The organism is Mesorhizobium sp. P2_C5_2, from assembly GCF_056404535.1.
In genome coordinates this window covers 21,464-41,970 of record NZ_JBFUDV010000011.1, presented here as the reverse complement: position 1 = coordinate 41,970, position 20,507 = coordinate 21,464, and the positions used below count along the sequence as shown (strand labels likewise).

General features: G+C 64.3%; 18 protein-coding genes. 7 read left to right on the top strand and 11 right to left on the bottom strand.

Annotated features, from left to right (window positions below):
- Position 1 precedes the first annotated feature (1 nt).
- From AC1D1B_RS29610 to AC1D1B_RS29585, 6 genes are read right to left on the bottom strand one after another with little or no spacing between them, the layout of a single operon-like run.
- Complete coding sequence (locus AC1D1B_RS29610) at positions 2–910, bottom strand: dihydrodipicolinate synthase family protein (RefSeq protein ID WP_477336854.1); 909 nt, start codon at positions 908–910, stop codon at positions 2–4.
- Positions 907–1,500 carry a hypothetical protein gene (locus AC1D1B_RS29605; RefSeq protein ID WP_477336852.1) on the bottom strand — a complete coding sequence of 198 codons (594 nt, stop codon included), beginning with the start codon at positions 1,498–1,500 and terminating at the stop codon, positions 907–909. The genes AC1D1B_RS29610 and AC1D1B_RS29605 overlap by 4 nt, the downstream gene beginning before the upstream one ends.
- On the bottom strand, positions 1,501–4,353 hold the full coding sequence (locus AC1D1B_RS29600; RefSeq protein ID WP_477336850.1) for a 2Fe-2S iron-sulfur cluster-binding protein: 2,853 nt from the start codon (positions 4,351–4,353) through the stop codon (positions 1,501–1,503).
- Positions 4,350–4,616, bottom strand: a complete 267-nt coding sequence (locus AC1D1B_RS29595; protein ID WP_477336848.1) for a sarcosine oxidase subunit delta — start codon at positions 4,614–4,616, stop codon at positions 4,350–4,352. Before AC1D1B_RS29595 ends, AC1D1B_RS29600 begins: the two co-directional genes overlap by 4 nt.
- Positions 4,617–4,635: 19 nt before the next feature.
- Entirely contained in the window at positions 4,636–5,877 is a 1,242-nt protein-coding gene (locus AC1D1B_RS29590; protein ID WP_477336846.1) for an FAD-dependent oxidoreductase, read from the bottom strand.
- 6 nt (positions 5,878–5,883) lie between these two features.
- Positions 5,884–7,302 carry an MmgE/PrpD family protein gene (locus tag AC1D1B_RS29585; RefSeq protein WP_477336844.1) on the bottom strand — a complete coding sequence of 473 codons (1,419 nt, stop codon included), beginning with the start codon at positions 7,300–7,302 and terminating at the stop codon, positions 5,884–5,886.
- 168 nt (positions 7,303–7,470) lie between these two features.
- On the opposite strand from AC1D1B_RS29585, the gene AC1D1B_RS29580 reads away from it, so the two are divergent.
- The 4 genes from AC1D1B_RS29580 to AC1D1B_RS29565 all read left to right on the top strand — a co-directional run bounded on the left by AC1D1B_RS29580 (position 7,471) and on the right by AC1D1B_RS29565 (position 13,720).
- Entirely contained in the window at positions 7,471–8,358 is an 888-nt protein-coding gene (locus tag AC1D1B_RS29580; RefSeq protein WP_181061016.1) for a LysR substrate-binding domain-containing protein, read from the top strand.
- 195 nt (positions 8,359–8,553) lie between these two features.
- On the top strand, positions 8,554–10,212 hold the full coding sequence (locus AC1D1B_RS29575; RefSeq protein ID WP_477336842.1) for an ABC transporter substrate-binding protein: 1,659 nt from the start codon (positions 8,554–8,556) through the stop codon (positions 10,210–10,212).
- A gap of 129 nt (positions 10,213–10,341) precedes the next feature.
- Positions 10,342–12,762 (top strand): GcvT family protein, encoded by a 2,421-nt coding sequence (locus AC1D1B_RS29570; protein ID WP_477336840.1) that lies wholly within the window; start codon positions 10,342–10,344, stop codon positions 12,760–12,762.
- A 55-nt stretch (positions 12,763–12,817) separates the two neighbouring features.
- A complete protein-coding gene (locus tag AC1D1B_RS29565; protein ID WP_477336838.1) occupies positions 12,818–13,720 on the top strand; it encodes an SMP-30/gluconolactonase/LRE family protein in 903 nt (300 codons plus the stop codon).
- A 12-nt stretch (positions 13,721–13,732) separates the two neighbouring features.
- On the opposite strand, the gene AC1D1B_RS29560 is transcribed toward AC1D1B_RS29565, so the two are convergent.
- Together AC1D1B_RS29560 and AC1D1B_RS29555 are read right to left on the bottom strand one after the other, a co-directional pair.
- Entirely contained in the window at positions 13,733–14,638 is a 906-nt protein-coding gene (locus AC1D1B_RS29560) for an allantoinase PuuE (RefSeq protein WP_477336836.1), read from the bottom strand.
- A 30-nt stretch (positions 14,639–14,668) separates the two neighbouring features.
- A complete protein-coding gene (locus AC1D1B_RS29555) occupies positions 14,669–15,736 on the bottom strand; it encodes a pyridoxal phosphate-dependent aminotransferase (RefSeq protein WP_477336834.1) in 1,068 nt (355 codons plus the stop codon).
- Between the two features lie 224 nt (positions 15,737–15,960).
- Here AC1D1B_RS29555 and AC1D1B_RS29550 point away from each other — a divergent pair, with 224 nt between their 5' ends.
- Entirely contained in the window at positions 15,961–16,899 is a 939-nt protein-coding gene (locus AC1D1B_RS29550) for a LysR family transcriptional regulator (RefSeq protein WP_477336832.1), read from the top strand.
- Here the strand turns inward: AC1D1B_RS29550 and AC1D1B_RS29545 are convergent.
- From AC1D1B_RS29545 to AC1D1B_RS29535, 3 genes are all read right to left on the bottom strand, one after another.
- Positions 16,850–17,581 (bottom strand): SDR family oxidoreductase, encoded by a 732-nt coding sequence (locus AC1D1B_RS29545; protein ID WP_477336830.1) that lies wholly within the window; start codon positions 17,579–17,581, stop codon positions 16,850–16,852. The genes AC1D1B_RS29550 and AC1D1B_RS29545 overlap by 50 nt on opposite strands.
- A gap of 127 nt (positions 17,582–17,708) precedes the next feature.
- A complete protein-coding gene (locus AC1D1B_RS29540) occupies positions 17,709–18,317 on the bottom strand; it encodes an NAD(P)-dependent oxidoreductase (protein WP_477336828.1) in 609 nt (202 codons plus the stop codon).
- A gap of 39 nt (positions 18,318–18,356) precedes the next feature.
- Entirely contained in the window at positions 18,357–19,007 is a 651-nt protein-coding gene (locus AC1D1B_RS29535; RefSeq protein ID WP_477336826.1) for a DsbA family protein, read from the bottom strand.
- Positions 19,008–19,097: 90 nt separating this feature from the next.
- Between AC1D1B_RS29535 and AC1D1B_RS29530 the strand changes: the two genes are divergently transcribed.
- A complete protein-coding gene (locus AC1D1B_RS29530; RefSeq protein ID WP_477336824.1) occupies positions 19,098–20,015 on the top strand; it encodes a LysR family transcriptional regulator in 918 nt (305 codons plus the stop codon).
- Positions 20,016–20,109: 94 nt separating this feature from the next.
- Entirely contained in the window at positions 20,110–20,385 is a 276-nt protein-coding gene (locus AC1D1B_RS29525; RefSeq protein WP_477336822.1) for a hypothetical protein, read from the top strand.
- Positions 20,386–20,507 lie beyond the last annotated feature (122 nt).

Below are 20,507 nucleotides of genomic sequence, written 5' to 3'. Positions count from 1 at the left end.
CTCAGCCGCGGCCAATATGATCGGCCAGAGGGCCGAGCGCCGTCAGCAGCGTCTTGCCGCTTTCCAGCGTTGCATTCTCATGCGGCGCGCGCAGGTTCAGCCAGCGCTTGTCGCCGGAGCGCACCGCCAGCACCGCCTTCATCGCCGGGATCAGGCCGGCGTCCTGGATCACTTTGCGAAACGCCTTGATCGCGGCATCCGCTTCGCTGACGTCCTTGCCTGCGATCGCCGCGTCGTAGAGGGCGCGGATGGCCGCGGCGTTGAGGTTGACCGTGGCCGAGATGCAGCCCGCCGCGCCGCTGCCGAGGCCCTTGGTTAACTGCGCCTCGGAACTCGGAAACACGGCGACATTGGGTGCGGCGGCAATCACAGCCGCCGTGTTGTTCCAGTCGCCGGCGCTGTCCTTGTAGGCGACGACCGTTTCAGGAAATGCCGCGCTCAGCCGGGCGGTCAAAGCCGGGCTGACCGGCACGCCGGAGTTCTGCGGGATATGGTAGAGGATCATCTTCAGCGCCGGGTTGGCCACCCGCTCGATCAGCTCGCTGTAATAGCGCGCCTGGCCGTTGTCGCCGGCGGCCGTATAGAAAAACGACGGCAGCACCATCACGCCGGCGCAGCCGAGGCCGACAGCATGCTTCGATAGCTCGACCGTTTCGGGCAATGCGGTGACGCCGGTACCGGGCATCATCCGGGCAGGCGAAATGCCGGCCTCGACCAGCCACTCAAGCGCCTGCATGCGTTCGCTCAGCGAGAGCGACAGCGCCTCGCCCGTGGTGCCGAACGGCGACAGGAAATGCGCGCCCTGGTCGAGCACCCATTTGGCGTGCGAGATCCAGAGATCGCGTGCGATGCGGCCATCGTTCTCGAACGGCGTCAGGATCGGGGCGATGGTTCCTTGCGGGCGGGTCATGGATGTCCTCTATGCCTGATGTTGCGTGCAGTGCCTGCCACCGCCTCTATGGTCCGGGCGAAATACGCCGACGCGGTGACGTCGAACAGTACATCGAAACCGGCTGGCGTGCGGAAGGTGACGGCTTCGACATGGCCGACGCGCGACTGGGCGATGTCTTCGGCGCTGAATTTCTCGGCGCGCAGATCGAGCGCGCAGAGCCGGCTCATCGCTTCGGCAACTGCGGGACCGGAAAGGCGCATCCACGCCCAGCCTTCTTCGCGCCAGGACGAATAGCCTTTCGGCCCGGCGTCACTTTCCCAGGCGCTTCTGAGTTCGGCCTGCGCCTCATCGGCATTTTCGCCAAGCAGCAGAATATCCTCGTTGCCAAGCCGAAGCACGCGTAGGCCGCGGTGGCTGCCGATGCGGTTGATCGCGGGCAGGGGAACACCATGCGCCGTGAGCCAAGCGGCGCTGCCGCCTCCCTTCAAGCCGAAACGCGGGGTGGCGGTGAGATCGGTTAGCGCAACAGTGCCGGACGGCAGCATTGTGCCTTGCGCGGCGCCGCCTTGCGTGAAGGGAAATATGGGCATTGCGTCGATGCCCGCCATCTACATCTCCTGCCGCGCATTGGTCGGATCGAAGAAGGCGTGCCCAACCACCGGAACCTCGACCAGTGCGCCATTTCTGCACTTCACCGTCACCCGGCTTCCTTGTGTGGAGTCGTCGACATGGGCATAGGCCAGCGCGATGTAAGAGCCGAGCGTTGGCGAAAACCCGATCGAGGTGATCTGGCCGACGGGATCGTTGCCGCGCAGCACCAGGCAGCTTTCGCCGGGTATGTCCCCGGCGCCGGCGGGAAATTGCAGGCCGGCCAGCTTGCGCGCCTGGCCGAGCCTCGCGCGCATTTCGATGGAACGCTTGCCGACGAAGAACGGCTTCTTCTTCGACACCGCCCAGCCGAAGCCGAGTTCGTCCGGCGTGGTGATCGCGTCCGTATCTTGGCCGATCAGGATATGGCCTTTCTCCAGCCGCAGGATGCGCGACGCCTCCAGCCCATAGGGCGTGAGGCCATGCGGTTTGCCGGCAGCCATCACCGTATCCCACAGGGCGGGCGCGAGGCTGGACGGGCAATGCAGTTCGTAGCTGAGCTCGCCGGTGAAGCCGATCCGCATCACCCGCACCGGCACGCCGGCGACAACGCCTTCGCGGCCGCTGAGATAGGGGAAGGCTTCGCGGCTGAAGTCGATGTTGCTTTCCAGCGCCTCGAGCACCGACCGCGCCTTCGGACCGGTGACGTTCAAGCCGGAGAACGCGCCGGTGAGATTGAGGACATCGACCTTGAGCCGCCATTGCGCGTTCCAGAACAGCATGTCGGCATAGACGCGCGCGACGGCGCCTGTCGTGGCCGTGACATAGAAGCGATCGTCGGCCATGCGGTAGGCGACGCCGTCATCGACGACCGAGCCCATTTCGTTGAGCATCAGGCAATAGCGCACGCGCCCTATCGGCTGGTTGGCATGCGCCATGGTGTAGAGCCGGTCGAGGAATTCGCCGGCATCCGGTCCGCGCAGCTCCAGCTTGCCGAGCGTCGAGACGTCGAGCAGGCCGACGCCTTCGCGCACGGCCATGATCTCGTCGCGGATGGCCTTTTGGGCATTCCTGGCATCGCCGTAGAAATAGGGCCGCCACCAGGCGCCGACCGGTTTCATCACAGCGTTGAGCGCAAGGTGCCGGGCGTGCAGCGCGGTGCGCCGCTCCAGTGGTTCGTGATGGCCCGCAAGCACGCCGAGCGTCTCCGGGCCGACGGGAGGGCGCGCCGTCGTGATGCCGACTTCGGCCACCGTGCGGTCGGTGGCCTCGGCGACGATCCTTGCCGTCGCCAGCGCCGAATGCCGGCCCTGGCTCGGCCCCATGCCGACGGTGGTGAAGCGCTTGACCAGTTCGATCTCGCGATAGCCGTCCTTGATCGCATTGTGCAGATCCTTGACCTGCAGATCCTCGTCGAAATCGACGAAGTCGCGACCTTTGGCATTGGCAAGGATCGGCTGCACATGAGCCGGGCAGGATGGTTTCGCTGTGCCGAGGACTGCGTCTTCTGCAACCACATGGCCGAGCCGCTGCAATGCGATCGATGCCGCACGACGGCCGCCGATAACAGCGCCCTCCAAACCATTGTCTCCGGCAACGGAGCCGGCAAGCTGTACTGATCCCCGCGCCGGCGTGAGCGACATCGAGCCGATGGCGGCATCGTACCCGACCTTGGCGCCTGCCTGACACGGCAACTGCCACGCCGGCACCTCGCCAACGGAGATCGTCAACAGGTCGCATTCGACCCAGCGCCCGCCGATGCGAACGCGGGCAAGGTGTCCGCCGCGGCCTTCGGCGGCTTCGATCGTAGCAGCCTTCTGAATTGCCACGCCCTTGCCATGCAGTTCCGCTTCGAGCGGGCCGGGCAGACCGCCAACGCGCGGATCGACGACCAGCATGACCGAGACGCCCGCCTCGACCAGATCGAGCGCGACGGCATAGCCTTCGTCATTGCCGGTCAGCACTATGGCCCTTTGCCCGGGCCGCACGCCATAGTGGCGGATGAGCCGCTGCGCCGCGCTGCCCAGCATGATCCCCGGCAGATCATTGTTGCGAAAAATGGCTGGCTGTCCGATCGCGCCGGTGGCAAGGATGACCTCTCGCGCCCGTGTGCGATAGAGCCGATCGCCCTGGATCAGCGGCAGCCAATTGTCCTCATACCAGCCATTGCAGAGCGTGCCGGTCATTACACGGAGATTGGGCAGCGCCTCGAGACGCACCGTCAGGCCCGCAAGCACCGCCGGGTCATGGCGGCCATAGGTCAGCGATCCGCCGATCTCCGGGTTCTCATCGCAAAGCACGACATCGGCACCCGCTTCGGCAGCAAGGATCGCGGCATTCAGCCCGGCCGGACCGGCACCTACTACCAGTGCGTCGCAGTGAAGATGCGACTTGTCGAAATGCCGGTGCGCAGCCTTGGTGTCGACGACGCCGAGCCCGGCCTTGCGGCGAATGATCGGCTCCCAGAATTTCAGCCAGCTGTCGCGGCGCGGCCCCATGAAGGTGCGGTAATAGAAGCCGACCGGCAGGAACCGCCCCAGCCTGTCGATGATCGCATCGCGGTCATGCGCGAGCGAGCCGTTGACGTTCTGTGCGCTGACCTGCAGGCCGTCGCTGACCGGCGTGCGGTCGGCGGCGACATTCGGCTCAGACGGCAGTTGCACCAGGGTGTTGGCTTCGGCGCCGTTCATGCTGAAGACGCCGCGCGGGCGATGGTATTTGAACGAGCGCGACAGCATCCATTGCCCCGACGCGGCGAGCGCGCTGGCGATGCTGTCGCCGGAATAGGCCTCGAAGCCCTTGCCTTCGAAACTGAAGCGCAGCGGGCGCGTCCGGTCGATCCTGGTGCCGAAAGGAGCGGGCAGGCGGTTCATGATTGGCCGCTGCGTTGCGAGGCATCGAAGGTGCGAAGGATCTCGTTGCTGATCAGATCGCGCTCAGCGAGGAAAAAGTAATTGCTCGGCACGTGCCGCCACCACTCGACCACAACGCCTTTGCGGTTCTCGGCGCGGAACAGATGCCGCGACCAGTCGGCGTCGTCGGTCCGTTCGGGGTCCAGCTCATTGCGCACCGGTCCGAACGACTGGAACTCGTCAATGTTGCGCGGGCCGTTCATCGGGCAGGTCAAGATTTTCATCGTCAGTGTTGTTTCATGTTCAATGACTTGCCGCCGTCGCGCCCATTTCGTTGAGCAGCTGGAAGGTTTCGAACCGCTCCAGCGCGAACGGCTTGAGGATATCGGGGACGCGTCCAGTGGCGATGGTCTCGGCCATGCGCTTGCCGGCAACCGGCGTTGCCTTGAAGCCCCAGGTGCCCCAGCCGCAATCGAGCCACAGATTGTCGAGCGGGCTGGCGCCCATGATCGGGCTGTAGTCCGGCGTCATGTCGGTAATTCCGGCCCATTGCCTCAGCAGCCTGACACCTTGCAGGAACGGGAAGAGATGCACGGCGCCTTCGGCCAGATGCTCCTTCATGTCCAGCGTCGAGCGCGTCGAATAGAGCTGGTAAGGATCAGAGCCGCCGCCGATCACCACTTCGCCGCGCGACGACTGCACGAGATAGGTGTGCAGCGAGACGGAGGAGACCAGCGTGTTGAGCCATGGTTTCAGTGGCTGCGTCACCATTGCCTGAAGCGGATAGCAGCGGATCGGCAGCTCGACGCCGGCCATCAGCGCCACATCGTAGTTCATGCCGCCGGTCGCAATCAGCACCTGGCCGCAGGCGATGCGGCCGCGGTTGGTCTTCACCGCCTGGACCCGGTCGCCGACGATTTCAAAACCTTGCACCTCGGTGCGCTGGTGGATCTCGACACCGCGCCGCGACGCCTGCGCGGCATAACCCCAGGCGACCGCATCGTGCCGCGCGGTGCCGCCATCGGCATGCCAGAGACCGCCGAGGATTTCGAGCGCGCCGCCATAGTCCATGTTGAGGGACGGCACCAAGTCTTCGACTGTTTTCTGGTCGACCACTTCGGTGCGTGTGCCCAGATGCTTGCCCATCTCGGCGCGTGAGTGGAAGCTGCGCAGCGTCGCTTCGCTGTGTGCAAGTGTCAGCTGGCCGCGCTGCGAGAACATGACGTTGAAGTCGAGTTCCTGCGACAGCGTCTCGAACAGCGCCACACCTTCCTTGTAGAAGGCGATGCCTTGCGGCGTGATGTAGTTGGAGCGGATCGTCGTGGTGTTGCGCGCGGTGTTGCCGCCGGCGAGGTAGCCCTTCTCGAGCACCGCGACACTGGTGATGCCGTGGTACTTCGCCAGATGATGCGCGCAGGACAGACCGTGGCCGCCGCCGCCGATAATGACGACATCGTAGGACGGTTTGAGTTCGGGCGTGGCGGGGATATCCTCGCTGGCCGGATAGTCCCGGCTGAGACCGTATTTCAGCAGTCTGAGCGGCATGTCAGTCTACCACGCAGGCCGCTGGAGGATCTTGCTGATCACCGGAGGATCGTAGAGCAGGTCGGAGAGATCGGAAAAGCGGCTGTCGGGCTCGGTGAGCGACAGGATGGCGTCGCGGATCGCCATGGCGCGGCCTCGTCCGAGCACGGGCGTTGCGAACTCCATATATTTGGCCTCGATGTCCCCTGACGTCAGCGGCGCTTCCGGGCCGCCGCGTGCATGGACATCGCCCGAGGTCAGCACCCGTCCGTCAGTCGTGGTGATGATGACATCGGCCCAGCGGCCCGCCGGGAAGCGGGCACTGTGGCGCTCGTGCTCCGACACGCTGATGCGGGCGAGCATCTCGGCGACAGCTGCATCCTCAAGGCCGGCGTCGGATATGTGCTCCAGCCCGATGCGACCATGCAGGACGAAAGTCGCAACGGCAAAGCGCAGGCTGTACTGCGCCTTCGACGTCGTGTCGGGCATGCCATCGAACAGCGTCGCGGCATAGTGGAAACTGTTGACTTGGACATGGCCGATGTCGGCCGGCGTCAGGTGATGTGAAAGAACCAGTCCGCGCGTCGCGTCGATCGCTGCATGCGCCCAGCGGCAGATCGGGTAGGGCTTCACATATTGATGCAGCGTCTGCCAGAAGACGCCGAGGTCCCGCCAATGATCGGCGACTTCGGGCGCCTCGACGGTGATGGCTGGCGCGCCGGTGAAGCCGCGTTCGGCAAGCACCGCCGCCGACAGGCCGGTCAGCGCGCCGATGCCCGAACCGTCATGCAGCATCGTCGGCGTGGCGATCTCGCGCATCATCTGGCTGCGCGGACCGTGATACTCGGCAATGCCAAGCGCCTCGCGCAACTGCCCGTCACTCAGCCTGCGCAGACGCGCCGCCACGGCGGCAACGCCCAGCGCATTCCAGGCACCTGACGTATGATAGTCCGACACCGTCGCATGCAGCGCGATGCCGGCCCGTCCGGCGACCTCGTAGCCGATGACCAGGGCTGCCAGCGCGTCAGGGCCGCTAAGCTCAGGAAGCTGTTCCGCCAGCGCCGCCAGCGCCGGCACCACCACCACGCCGATATGGCCCTTGGTCGGGCTGTAACCGTCATGGCCGTCGAGATTGTCGATCTGCGTCGCGGCCGCGTAGGCCGCCCCCGCCGTCGAGGCGCGGCGGCCGTCGAAGAGCATGCGTGCGCAATGCTTGGGGTCGTTCGAATTGTAGAGCAGCGTCGCAGTATCGCGGGCAATGCGGCCGGCCTCCATCGGCCCCGCCGCAATCGCTATTCCAATCGTGTCGAGCAAGAGGTAGCGGGCCTGGTCCAGCACCGCCGCGGGGAAGACCGATGCCGGCCGGCGCAAGACGAAGTCGGCCAGGCGCACGGCAGTTTCAGCGCTCGCGTCCGGCCCTTCACGGCGATGGGGCGACACAGCCACTTGCTTCACTCCCTCTGTCGTCACGACATCATTAATTTGGGTCCATCGCGCTTTCACGCAATTAGTTCAGCGGCTTTGGCCAAAAATATCTATGCCATGTCGCTTGCGTGCAATTGAATGCCAACGGCTCCATGGTCTACCTATTCTGGCACAGCGCAGGAGCCGGAGATGAAGCCACCCCCGCCTTTGAACTATATCAGATCGTTCGAGAGCTCGGCCCGGCATCTGAGTTTCACAATGGCCGCCAAGGAGCTTGGCTATACGCAGGCCGCGGTCAGCACGCATGTCCGCTCGCTCGAACATTACATCGGCAGGCAATTGTTCATCCGCTATCCGCGCAGCCTCAAGCTGACCGAGATGGGTGAGGCGTTTCTGCCGACGCTGCGCCAGGCGCTCGACCAGATCGACCAGGCGACGGAGGCGATCGTGACCTCGTCGCGCAACCGCACCGTGGTCGTCTCCTGTCCGATGAGCCTGGCGGAAAACTGGCTGGCCGGCTGCATGGCCGCCTTCCGCAAGAAGCATCCCGAAATCGAGATCGTGCTGCACGGCACGATCTGGGAGGATCTCAGCGAGCAGATCGCGGACATCACCATTTCGACGCGGCGCTTCGACGATCGCCCGCCCGCCGCGATCCCGCTCTGGAACGACGAGCTGGTGCTGCTGTGCGCACCTTCGCTGCTCGAAGGCGAGCACGCCGTCAAAGCGCCGGAGGATATCCTTAAGGTCGACCGGATCTTTGTGCATGGCCGCCAGGAATACTGGCAGGTCGTTGCCACCGCGCTCGGCGTCGACATGCAGGATTTCGACAAGGGCCTGTCGACCAACGCCTCCAACATCGCGCTCGAGCTTGCCGCCATGGGCGCCGGACTCGTCGCCACGCAGCGCTCGCTTGCCCACGCCTACCTGCGGCGCGGACTGCTCGTCGAGCCGTTTGCGGTCCGGCCGCCAAGCCCCTGGAATTACTACCTGACCGAGACCCAGCTCTCCAAGGGCAACATCGCCCGCACGGTGCGGGAATGGATCATCGCAAGGGCGCAGGAAGACAGCGCCTGACCGGTGCTCGCCGACGCCGGGCAGCCATCGCTCGAAAAAAATTGAGACGCCAATGGCATTGTTTTATTAGGTCTCACAGGCCGGTTTTCAGCGGTTTGTGAGGCCTCAAGCCCTTCCGGGATTTTTGCATCGCCTCTAACATTCCCTGCGTAATGGGGAATGAACGGGCGGAAAGCCCAAACCGGAGAAGCAACAATGGCACTTTTCAGGAGCAACGGTGACCGCGTCCCGGCGGCCATCGAAAGCTACGCAGATGAAGTCAGAAGCGGCAGGATGGACCGCCGCGAATTCCTCGCCATGGCGAGCGTGATGGGCGCCTCGACGGCGTTCGCCTATGCAATGGCTGGCCTTCCCGCGCCTGCTGGAGCTGCAACGATGGAGCCCGGCAAGAAGGGCGGTATCCTGAAGATGCAGATGATCATCAAGGACATGAAGGACCCGCGCACATGGGACTGGTCGGAAATGGCCAACGTGCTGCGCCAGTGCAACGACTACATGATCCGCTACACCCAGGACTTCACCTTTGAGGGCCATCTCATCGAAAGCTGGGAGGTCAGCGACGACGCCACCGAATACACGCTGCATGTGCGCAAGGGCGTGAAATGGTCGAACGGTGACGAGCTCAACGCCGACGACATCGTCTTCAACATCGAGCGTTGGTGCGACAAGGCGGCCGAAGGCAATTCGATGGCTGGCCGCATGGCCACGCTGATCGATCCTGCCACCAAGAAGGCGATTGCCGGCGCCATCACCAAGGTTGACGACCATACGGTGAAACTGAAATGCGGCCAGTCCGATGTCACCATCATACCCGGTTTCGCCGACTATCCGGCCATCATCGTCCACCGCGATTTCGACAAGAACGGCGCCGACATGACCAAGACGCCCGGCACCGGCCCGTATGAGTTGATCTCCTACAAGGTCGGTGACTCAGCCTCGGTTCGGCGCCGCAAGGACTTCACCTGGTTTGGCGGTGAAACCTATCTCGATGGCGTCGACTGGACCGACTATGGCACCGACGCTTCAAACCCCGCCATCGCCAGCGCCTTCGAGGCCGGCGAGATCGACTGCAACTACCAGACCGTCGGCGGCACGGTGGACCTCTATGACGGCATGGGTCTGGTCAAGGAATCCGTCGTCACCGCCGGAACGATCGTGCTGCGCACCAATATCAGCAACAAGCCCTATGACGACAAACGGGTGCGCAACGCGATCCAGCTCGCGGTCGACAACGAGACGGTGCTGAAGCTCGGCTATAGCGGCCTCGGCCAGGTTGCCGAAAACCACCATGTCTGTCCGATCCATCCCGAATATTACGAACTGCCGAAAGTGCCGCGCGATCTCGCCAAGGCCAAGGCGCTGATGACCGAGGCCGGCCAGATGGATCACGAGTTCGAACTGATCTCCTATGATTCGGACTATGTGAAGGACCCTGCCGACGTCGTTGCCGCGCAGATGCGCGAGGCCGGATTCAAGGTCAAGCGCACGATCATCCCGGGCACTTCGTTCTGGAACGACTGGACGAAATATCCGTGGTCGACCACCGAATGGGGCATGCGTCCGCTGGGTGTACAGGTGCTGGCGCTCGCCTACCGCAGCGGCGAAGCCTGGAACGAGTCGGCCTACGCCAATCCCGAGTTCGACAAGAAGCTCAATGCAGCACTCGCCATCGCCGATACGGCCAAGCGCAAGGAGCTGATGAAGGATGTCGAGTTCATCCTGCAGGATTCTGGCGTTCTGGTTCAGTCATTCTGGCGCTCGCTCTACCGCCATCACGCCACCTATGTGAAAAACCTCAAGATGCATCAGACGTTCGAACTGCAACTGGAGAAGGTCTGGCTCGACAAGGCCTGAACTGCAAGCATCCAAGGGGCGGCATGACCGCCCCTTGGCATCAGCCAAGGCGACGCAACAATTCACCTGGCAGAACAGCGCAAACGCAAGGCGCGAAACGGTCGCCGAACAAAGGGAAGAAATCTCGATATGCGTACTCATGCACAAGCCGTAGTCATCGGCGGCGGCCTGATCGGCTGCTCGATCCTGTATCATTTGGCCAAGCATGGCTGGTCCGATGTCGTCCTGCTTGAGCGCGACGAGCTGACCTCGGGCTCGACCTGGCACGCCGCCGCCAACATTCATGGTCTGCATGACTCGACCAACATCAGCCGCCTGCAGCACTACACCATGGCGCTTTACAAGGAGCTGGAGACCGAGACGGGCCAGGGCTGCGGCATCTTCCAGCCAGGCTCGCTCTATCTTGCCCAGACCGAGGCGCGCGAGCACCAGCTGCGGCTGCAGGAAGCCAAGGCACGGCGCTACAAGATGAATTTTTACGAGGTCGCGCGCGACGAGGCGGAGCGCCTCCATCCGCTGGTCGATTTCGACGGCATACGCTGCATCATGTACGAACCCGAAGGCGGCAACGTCGATCCGTCCGGCGTCACCGCCGCCTATGCGGCAGGCGCGCGCCAGCGCGGCGCCGAGATCCATCGCTTCACCCCGGTCACCGGCACGGAAGCGCAACCTGACGGCAGCTGGATCGTGCGCACGCCGAAAGGCGATATCCACACGCAATGGGTGGTCAATGCCGCCGGCCTGTGGGGCCGCGAGGTTGCCGCCATGGCCGGCCTGCAATTGCCGCTGATCCCAACCGAGCACCAGTATTTCGTCACTGAGACCATTCCCGAAATCGCCGCCATGGGGCGCCGGCTGCCGTCGGTCGCCGACCGCGACGGCGAATATTACCTGCGTCAGGAAGGGCTCGGCCTGCTCATCGGCGCCTATGAACGCAACATGAAGTTCTGGGCCGAGGACGGTACACCGCTCGACTTCGGCCACGAATTGTTTCCCGACGATCTCGACCGCATCGAGGACAATATGATGCGCGCCATCGCGCGCGTGCCGGCGGTCGGCAAGGCAGGCGTCAAGCGCGTCATCAACGGCCCGATGATCTGGTCGCCCGACAGCGCCGTGCTGTTCGGCCCGGTCCCGGAATTGCAGAACTATTTCTGCTGCAACGGCATCATTCCCGGCTTCTCGCAATCCGGTGGCATGGGCAAGCTGGCGGCCGAGTGGATGATCGAGGGCGAGCCGTCGCTCGACATGTTCGCCTGGGACTTGGCGCGCTTCGGCCACTGGGCCGGCAAGGCCTTCACCAAGGCCCGCGTGCAGGACCAGTACAGCCACCGCTTCAAGATCCATTTTCCCAATGAGGAGCGCGCCGCCGGTCGCCCCGTTCGCACGCGGCCCGCCTACGAGATGCAAAAGCAGATGGGTGCTGTCTTCGGTCTCAATTTCGGCTGGGAGCATCCGCTCTGGTTCGCTGCCGAGGGCGAGCCGCGCGAGGAGACGAACGGCTTTGTCAGGCAGAATTGGTGGGGCCCGGTCGGGCGCGAAGCGCGCATGCTGCGCGAACATGCCGGCATCATCGACGTCTCGAACTTCGCCAAATACGAGGTCAAGGGGCCGGGCGCCGAGGTCTGGCTGAATGCGCTGTTCGCCAACCGCATGCCGTCCGAAATCGGCCGCTCCTGTCTGACGCCATTGATCGGCAAGCGCGGCGGCATCGCCGGCGACTTCACCGTGACGAAGCTTGGCCAAGACGAGTTCATGGTCTTCGGTTCCGGCATGGCCGAGCGCTTCCATCAGCGGTTCTTCAAGGCGGTTCCGTTGCCCGAAGGCACGACCTTCCGCTCGCGCACCGAGGAAATGGCCGGCTTCAACGTCGCCGGTCCGAAGTCGCGCGAATTGCTGCAGCGGCTGACCAATGCCGATCTGTCGAGCGAGGCCTTTCCCTTCATGCGCTCGAAGCGGATCACGGTTGGCGGCATCGACGTGGTGGCGCTGCGCGTCTCCTTCACCGGCGATCTCGGCTGGGAGCTTTATTGCCCGGCCGCAGACCAGATCGAGCTCTACAGTGCGTTGCTCAAGGCCGGCAGCGAAGTCGGCGCCGGCCCAGTCGGCTCGCGCGCACTGATGTCGCTGCGCGTCGAGAAAGGCTACGGCAGCTGGAGCCGCGAATACTCGCCCGAATATTGGCCGCAGGAGGTCAAGTTCGATCGCCTGGTCAAGATGGACAAGGGCGACTTCCTCAACCGCGACGCTTACGCGGCCATCTCCGAAAAGCCGGCGCGCGATCAGCTGATCATGCTGTCGATCGCCGCCAAGGATGCCGACGCCACCGGCGGTGAGCCGATCTTTCTCCCCGACGGCACGCCGATCGGTCAGGTCTCGTCAGGCGCCTACGGCTACTTCGTCGAGCAGTCGCTGGCGCTGGGCTATGTCAAGGCAGGCTCCGCCAAGGCAGGCGACAAGGTGTCGGTGGCGATCCTCGGCCGGCCGCACGACGCGGTGCTGTTGAGCGAGCCGCCGTTCGACCCGGAAGGCAAGCGCTTGAGGGCATAGATATCGCCTCTTCGAAAGAGGGAAGATTTCAACGACGAGAAAAAAGGGGAATCGCATGATCAAACGGCATCTGCTCAGCACCATGTTTGCCCTGCTTCTGACATCCTCCGCGCAGGCTGCGGACGTCAAGATCATCAATGACGACGCCTGGTTCGCCGAAGGTCCGATCTGGTATCAGGACAAGCTCTTCTACGTCGAATATGGCCGCGGCACCGTGGACGTATGGGACGGCAAGAAGAACGACATCTTCTGGAAGATGGATGGCTGCGGCCCTTCGGCGGTGTTGCCGACAACAGCTGGCGAGTTCCTCGTCACCTGCTACGACAGCAACTCCATCGGCCGCATCTCCGCCGACGGCAAGACGCTGCCGGCCTATGACAAGGATACCGACGGCAAGCCGTTCAGCGGACCGAACGATTTCGCACCCGACAAGGATGGCGGCATCTACTTCACTGGCTCCGGCAAGGGCGGTCCGCTCATCGACGCGTCGGCTTACTACATCGGCAAGGACGGTGCCGTGAAGAAGGTCGCCGGCGACCTGCACAATGCCAACGGCCTCGTCATGTCGAACGACGGCAAGATCCTCTATCTGGTCGAGACCGAGGACAACAGGATCATCGAATTCGATGTCCAGGCTGATCACAGTCTGAGCAACCGGCGTGTCTTCCTGCGCCTGGACGATCTCTTCCCCAACCAGCCGCACATCTGGCCCGACGGCATCAAGATGGACAAGGCGGGTGAGATGTATGTCGGCCAGAGCCCGCGCTCGCTGGATGCGCCGGGCAAGATCATCGTTGTCGACAAAGACGCCAAGCTGCTGCGCACGCTTTCGGTGCCGTCGCCCTCCATGCCGAATTTCGCCTTCGGACCGGACGAGAAGGTGCTCTATGTGATGGCGCTCGACCAGATCGACGCAGCACCCTGGCACGGCAAGGTCTACGAGGTTCCGAACAAATAGGCGTTCGCCGCCTCAGCCGCCGAAGCGATCCAGCCAATGCTGCGCGAGGTCGGAGCGGCGGCAGATCCAGATGTCGGGATTGTTCCTGATCTTGTCGAGGAAGCGGGCCAGGCCGACCATGCGGCCGGGCCGTGCGGCGAGCCGGCAGTGCAACGACACCGTCATCATGCGCGGTGCCGTCTCGCCTTCGGCCAGCAGCCAGTCCACTCCGTCGCTGACGTATTCGAAGAACTGGCCGCCGGTCTCCAGGCCCGAGCCGCGCGAGAAGCGGCTGTCATTGTTGTCAAACGAGTGCGGCACCACCAGATGCCGCTTGCCATCGACCTCGACGAAATAGGGCAGGTCGTCATTGTAGTCGTCGCAGTCGAACAGGAAGCCGCCATGCTCCGCCACCAGCCGCCTGGTGTTAAGGCTGGGCCGGCCGGTGTACCAGCCGAGCGGACGAATGCCGGTGAGCCGCTGCACCGTGTCGACGGTCATGGCGATGTGCTTGCGTTCCTCCGCCTCGCTCAGCGGTGCGTAATCGATCCAGCGCCAGCCATGGCAGACGATGTCGCTGCCGAGTTCGGCCATCGCCTTGCCGGCCGCCGGGTTGAGTTCCAGCGCCCGCCCGACGACGTAGAAAGTCGGAACGATGCCTTTGTCCCGAAACAGCGAGGCGAGCCGCCAGACGCCGACGCGCGAGCCATATTCGTAGAGCGATTCCATGTTGCGGTTGCGCAGGCCCAGTACCGCGGGGGACACGGCAAGATCGGACAGGATCGCCTCGGAGACGCCGTCGCCTTCATCGATGCTGTATTCAGCGCCTTCCTCGTAGTTGACGACGATGTTGAGCGCCAGCTTGGCTCCGCCGGGCCACGCAGCGGCAGGTGGTTTCTCGCCATAGCCGATGAAGTCACGGGCCGGCAAATATGGCATCGCTCAGATCTCCTCTGGTATCATCGCAAGTCAGCCGCCGCGCTGGTCGGTCAGGATGCGCAGCGCCCGGTCCATCATCTCCTGCGGGCCTACCGTTGCGCGCAGGCAGTCGGTCAGGCCGTAGCCGCCGAGGCTGCGTACGATGATGCCGGCACTGCGCAAGGCGGCATCGGCGGCCACCGCTGCGGCCGCATCGGCGAAGCGGATCAGCACGAAATTGGTCCGGCTTTCGGGAACGCTGTATCCCGCCGCTCGTAGGTCCTGGGCAAAGCGGTCTCGGATCGCGGCCGTGCGCGCCACCGTCTCGCGCATATAGGCCTGGTCCTCGATTGCCGCGACCGCCATGGCGAGGCTTGCCGCGGTGACCTGGTTCGAGTTCTGCAGCTTGCGGATTTCGGCGGCGATCGCGGGCGGAAACAATCCCCAACCGACGCGCGCGCCGGCCAGCCCATAGGCCTTGGAAAGGCTGCGCAAAACGACGGTGTCGCCGCGTGTGACCAGCGCAAAGACCGGCTGCGGGTCCTGGTCGTCGAACTCGCCATAGGCCTGGTCGATCACCAGCAGCACGTCGCCGCGCAAGGCGGCGCGCAGGCGCAGCAATTCGGAATTGCGGATGCGGGTGCCGGTCGGATTACCGGGATTGCAGATGAAGACGATCCGCGTTCCCGGCGTGACGGCAGCGAGGATGCCGTCGACGGAAACGACGAAGTCGCGCTCCGCCGCCTTGACATAGACGGCATCGACCCGTGAGGCGGCGGAGGCCGCGAAATTATAGGCGTAAGCGGTGGCGAGCACCTCGTCGCCTGGACCGGCAAACGCCGCGACGGTGCAGGCGATCAGGTCCATGGAACCCGCGCCGCACAGGATCAGTTCGCGTTCGACGCCATAGGCTTGCGCGATCGCCTCGCGCAGCACCGTCCAGTCCGGATCGGGGTAGAGATGGCTGCGCGCGATCGCGTCCTGGCCGGCAGCGATCGCTTTGGGGCTTGGCGGGAAGGCACTCTCGTTCTGGGCAAGCGTCGGCCGGTCATAGCCGCCGAAATTCGCCAGCGCGAAGGCTGACATAGCCTCGATATGGGTGGCGGCCTTCAGCGGCATGCCCGAACAATCCTGATGACGCTCATTTCCCCCGAACTGCCTCCGTCGGACCGGCTTTCGAGCAAGCTACAAGCCGCCGGCCCGTTCACAAGCAAAAACTCGCCGCGCAATGGCCGCGAAATTCTGGCCCTTCTGTCTGCCGCAATCGCATGCGCCGGCGTCAATGGTTGCAAATGGACCGACCAAGTCCGAAATATTGGGCACAGACCAGATCCGGAAACGGCATGCATCCAAGATTGCTCAAAACCTTCCTCGCCGTGGCACGGCACCGCAACATCACCCGCGCAGCGCGGGAGGTTCATCTGGCGCAGTCGAGCGTCAGCGACCAGATCCAGTCGCTGGAGAACGAACTCGGCGTCGCGCTTTTCATCCGCTCGCGTCACGGCCTCGACCTGACGGCCGCCGGCGAAGCGCTGAAACCCTATGCGGAAGAGATTTTGCAGCTGGCGGAGGCGGCCCGTATTGCCGTGGAGGCAAGGATGGGAACCACCGCGACGACAGTGACGGTTGGCGCCTTGGAAACGATCGCCGCCGTGAAACTTCCGCAATGGCTGGCGGCCTTTCGAGGCGATCACCCGGAGATCGGTCTGCGGCTGAAAATCGCCGGCAGCGATGCGCTGCTGCGGCAGGTCGAAGAGGGCGAGATTGACGTCGCCTTCTGTTTCGACAAGGGCGGGCTCGACGAACGTCTGGCCAGGCGCACGATATCGACCGAGCCGCTGGTGCTTGTCGCATCCGCCGAAGATGCGGCTGCATCGAGGCAAAACGATTTGGCCGCGCTCGCCGCGATGCGCTTCGTGGTGACGGAGACCGGATGCGTCTACAGGCATCTGTTCGACACCGCCTTTGCCGAGACAGGCGTAGCAGCGCCAAGACTTGCCGCCGAAGTCGGCAGCATCGGCGCCATTGCGGGCCTGGTGGCGAGCGGTGTCGGCATGGGCCTGGTGCCGCGGCTGGCGGTCGCCGACTCGCTTGATCGCGGTGAGATCGTCGAACTGCCGTGGCCGGGTTCGGCCCGTACAGCATCGCTGGTCATGATCTGGCGCCGCCGCCGCGTACAGCCGCCGGCGCTGAAACTGCTGCTGGCGGCAGCGGGCGAGACTTTCGCGCCGCTCAGATCAGCCGGTGACCGCCCTCGACGTGCAGAACCGTCCCCGTCGTAAAGCCGTTGCCCATCAGAAAGGCGATGGCGTCGCCAATATCCTCCGGTTGACCAACGCGGCCGACCGGCAGCCGCTTGGCCATGGCATCGAGCGTCTCATCCTTCTTGTCGCCGGCCACAAAACTCCAGATCGGCGTGTCGACCCAGCCCGGCGAGACGGCGTTGACCCGGATCGGCGCCAGTTCGACCGCCAGCGCCCGCACCAGCCCTTCCAGCGCCGCGTTGACGGCCGCGACGACCGAGCCGGGCGCCGCCGGCCGGTAGGCGGCGATGCCCGAGGTGAAGGTGATGGAACCGTTGGTAGAAAGCTGCGGCGCGCCATGCTTTGCCAGCAGCAGCGGCCCGTAGAATTTGCTTTCGACGACCCGCTGCGCCGCCTTCAGGTCGACCGATGGCAAAAACTCATAGGCGCCTTCGATATCGGCCGCGGTGCTGACGATATGGTCGAGCCGGCCGATCCGGCTGAACAGGTCAGCGACCTGATCTTCCCTGGCGATGTCGGCCGCGATGGCGCTCAAGCCAGCGGGGTTTTGCAACGCCTCTCTGGCGCGCTTCAGCTTGGCTTCACTGCGGCCGATGATGATGACTTCGGCGCCTGAGTCCAGGCATCGCCTTGTCAACGCCAGCCCCATTCCGGAGCTGCCGCCAACGATAATGATTTTCGAATTTGCGATGTCTGCCATGATGCCCGTCCTGTCCTGAACCGCTTCGGGCGAGACTTCGCAAACCGACGGCAGGAGTGGAAACGGAAGAAAACGATAGTGCCATCGGAGGCTCCGATGGCACTTATCGTCAATGCAGACAGTCCGGTCAGTAGCCAACGGTGAAGCGCTGGCGGATATGCGCAGGCTTTTCGATCTCGTCGGCCATGACGATGGCATAGTCCTCGAAGGAAATGCTGCTGCCCTTGTCTGACGTCAGCAGCGTGTCCTTGCCGATACGGTATTTGCCGGTCCGCTCGCCGGCAACGAACAGCGCCGACGGCGACAGCAAGGTCCAGTCGAGATCGCCGACGGTCCGCAGCGTGTCGAGGAAATCGGCGCCCTTCTGCGCCTCGGCCTTGTAGATCGCCGGAAAGGTCGGCGTATCGACCAGGCGCTTGCCCGGCGCGACTTCGAGGCTGCCGGCGCCGCCGACGACGAGGTAGCGCTTGACGCCGGAAGCACGCACCGCGGCGATTAGCGTGTCGGGATCGCTGTCGAGGAAATGCACCGAGGTGATCACCGCATCATGGCCCTTGATCAGGGCGGCGAGGCCATCCTTGTCGAAGACGTCGCCTTTCCTGGCGGTCACGCCCGGCAGGGCGGCGATCTTGTCCGGATTGCGGGCGATGGCGGTGATGCTGTGCCCGCGATCGGAGAGCTCTTTCAGCAGGCGCGAGCCGACCTGGCCGGACGCGCCGATGAGTGCGATTTTCATGGGGATTTCCTTTCGTCTGGGGGAGGATGCTTTGGTGGATCACGCCGCCGCGATATGGGCAACGAGATTGTCGTAGCTGCCGAAAAGTGCATTGGCGCCGATCAGGCGCGGTGCTGTCTTGCTGACCACCGCGAGCGCCGGAACGCCATTGGCGTTGAGTCGCTGGAACAACGCCCGACCGCGGCCGACGAGGTCGCGATGTGCTGCCATCAACGCATCGGTCGGCGCCTTCAGCAGACCGGCTGTGTCTGCCATCCCGGCGTCGGTCAGCACGGCGGCGACGCCATCGACCGTGACGATATCGCGGCCGTCGACATAACGGGCATGCTGGATCGCCTTCAGGGCGGGCAGCCGGCGGCCCGGCTCGTCGAGGCCGGCCGCAACGATGCCGAGCGTGGCGGCACTGGAATCGAGCAAGGTGCCGGAAACGTTGAGCACATTGTCCAGATAGGCTTGCGTGAAGCGTTGTCCGCTCAGCCGCTCGATGCGCTGGTCGTTATCCCAGGCATAGCCGGCGAAGCCTGCATCCAGCGGCCGTGCGCCGGCGCCGGAGAACAGGCCGGTCGGCACAAGCTCGAGCGCGACGCCGTTGGCGGCCAGCCTGTCCAGCATCGGCGTGGCGCCGTAGCACCAGCCGCAGAGCGGATCGAAGAGATAGGTCACGGTTGCGTCGGTCACGGCAGGCCTCATGCGTTGTCCGATAGATGGCAGGCGACACGCTTGCGAAAAATAGCGATCAATCATACAAACTGTCTGATCAGATCAGACAATGAGCGATCCGTGACCGAGCTTCTGAACCTCAACCGGCTCGTCTACTTCACCACCGTTGTCGAGACCGGCTCGTTCACGGCGGCGGCCGACCGGCTCGATGTCGCCAAGGCGGTGGTCAGCCATCAGGTTGGCAGGCTGGAGCAGGAACTGGGCGCGACGCTGCTGCGGCGCACGACGAGGCGCGTTGCGCCGACCGAGGAGGGGCGCCTGTTCTACGATCGCGCCGCCATCATCCTGCGCGAGGCGGAAGCCGCCTATGGCGACATTTCGCAGAGCGCCTTGAAGCCGACTGGCATGTTGCGGCTCACAGCGCCGCTTGACTACGGCGAGAAGGTCGTGGCGCCGACCATAGCTGCCTATCTCAGAAAATATCCCAAGATGCGGATAGAGACGATTTTCGACGATGCCGTCAGCAATCTGGTCGACGAGCAGATCGACCTCGGCATCCGCGTCGGCTGGCTGGCGGATTCCAGCAATCTGGCGCGGCGGTTGGGCAGCCTACAGCAATTCGTCGTCGCCAGCCCGGAGCTTGCCGCCAGGCTGCCGAAGGATGCCAGCCCCAGGCAGGCCAAGTCGCTGCCCTGGGTCGGCAATGCCCAGCTGCGCGGCGTCGGCCAATGGCTGTTCTCGATGGGCACGGAAACGGTGCTGGCCGAGCTCAACCCGGTCGTCAGCTGCGACAAGACGCCGGGCGTGCTGTCCTGCGTGCTGGCCGGCATCGGGCTCGGCATCTTCCCGGATTACAGCGTTGCCGACGATCTCGCGCGGGGGCGGCTGGTGCGGGTGTTCGCGGACTGGACCTTGCCGTCCGGCGGCATCCATGCCGTCTTTCCGCCGGCGCGCTTCAGGCCGGCCAAGGTGCGCGCCTTCGTCGACCTGCTGGTTGCCACGGAAAGGCGGCGGGCGCGCAGTGCCATGGCAGGTTGATTTCAATGCGTGCCACCGTACCTGCGAGGGAACCTTTGTTCGGCCGGCGCTTTTGGATATGCTGCGATTCCGAACCGTCAGAAGGGTGTTGCCGATGACCACCAAGATCTTTGCGACCTGCGCGCTCGTTCTCGCTGTCGGCTGCAGCCTGTCCAGCGCGGCCATCGCCAAGGAGAAGCACCGCCATCGTCAGCCGGAACCCGAACGCTACGTTCCCGCCCATCGCGACCTCATCTACGCCCTGTTCGGCGGCCCGCGCTACTATGACACCATGCTGACCACAACGGCGGCCGGCGCCTGCTCCTACAACCGGGTCGGGCCGGATGCGAATGCGCTGAACAAGATCAACGACCACCATTGCGGGAAATAGAAGCCTCTGAGGCAGCGCTGCCAGCGCCGGGCCATCGGTGCCGAAACAGGTGGCAAGCGGCCGGCGCGATGTCGAGCGCGATCGGGCTGTGCAGTGGCGTGGTGTCGCCGCCTCTCTACATT

What these genes read in the sequence shown, in the direction of transcription:
- AC1D1B_RS29610 (WP_477336854.1), bottom strand. Translation starts at nt 910, where the DNA reads ATGACCCGCCCGCAAGGAACCATCGCCCCGATCCTGACGCCGTTCGAG.
- AC1D1B_RS29605 (WP_477336852.1), bottom strand. Translation starts at nt 1,500, where the DNA reads ATGGCGGGCATCGACGCAATGCCCATATTTCCCTTCACGCAAGGCGGC.
- AC1D1B_RS29600 (WP_477336850.1), bottom strand. Translation starts at nt 4,353, where the DNA reads ATGAACCGCCTGCCCGCTCCTTTCGGCACCAGGATCGACCGGACGCGC.
- AC1D1B_RS29595 (WP_477336848.1), bottom strand. Translation starts at nt 4,616, where the DNA reads ATGAAAATCTTGACCTGCCCGATGAACGGCCCGCGCAACATTGACGAG.
- AC1D1B_RS29590 (WP_477336846.1), bottom strand. Translation starts at nt 5,877, where the DNA reads ATGCCGCTCAGACTGCTGAAATACGGTCTCAGCCGGGACTATCCGGCC.
- AC1D1B_RS29580 (WP_181061016.1), top strand. Translation starts at nt 7,471, where the DNA reads ATGAAGCCACCCCCGCCTTTGAACTATATCAGATCGTTCGAGAGCTCG.
- AC1D1B_RS29575 (WP_477336842.1), top strand. Translation starts at nt 8,554, where the DNA reads ATGGCACTTTTCAGGAGCAACGGTGACCGCGTCCCGGCGGCCATCGAA.
- AC1D1B_RS29570 (WP_477336840.1), top strand. Translation starts at nt 10,342, where the DNA reads ATGCGTACTCATGCACAAGCCGTAGTCATCGGCGGCGGCCTGATCGGC.
- AC1D1B_RS29565 (WP_477336838.1), top strand. Translation starts at nt 12,818, where the DNA reads ATGATCAAACGGCATCTGCTCAGCACCATGTTTGCCCTGCTTCTGACA.
- AC1D1B_RS29560 (WP_477336836.1), bottom strand. Translation starts at nt 14,638, where the DNA reads ATGCCATATTTGCCGGCCCGTGACTTCATCGGCTATGGCGAGAAACCA.
- AC1D1B_RS29555 (WP_477336834.1), bottom strand. Translation starts at nt 15,736, where the DNA reads ATGCCGCTGAAGGCCGCCACCCATATCGAGGCTATGTCAGCCTTCGCG.
- AC1D1B_RS29550 (WP_477336832.1), top strand. Translation starts at nt 15,961, where the DNA reads ATGCATCCAAGATTGCTCAAAACCTTCCTCGCCGTGGCACGGCACCGC.
- AC1D1B_RS29545 (WP_477336830.1), bottom strand. Translation starts at nt 17,581, where the DNA reads ATGGCAGACATCGCAAATTCGAAAATCATTATCGTTGGCGGCAGCTCC.
- AC1D1B_RS29540 (WP_477336828.1), bottom strand. Translation starts at nt 18,317, where the DNA reads ATGAAAATCGCACTCATCGGCGCGTCCGGCCAGGTCGGCTCGCGCCTG.
- AC1D1B_RS29535 (WP_477336826.1), bottom strand. Translation starts at nt 19,007, where the DNA reads ATGAGGCCTGCCGTGACCGACGCAACCGTGACCTATCTCTTCGATCCG.
- AC1D1B_RS29525 (WP_477336822.1), top strand. Translation starts at nt 20,110, where the DNA reads ATGACCACCAAGATCTTTGCGACCTGCGCGCTCGTTCTCGCTGTCGGC.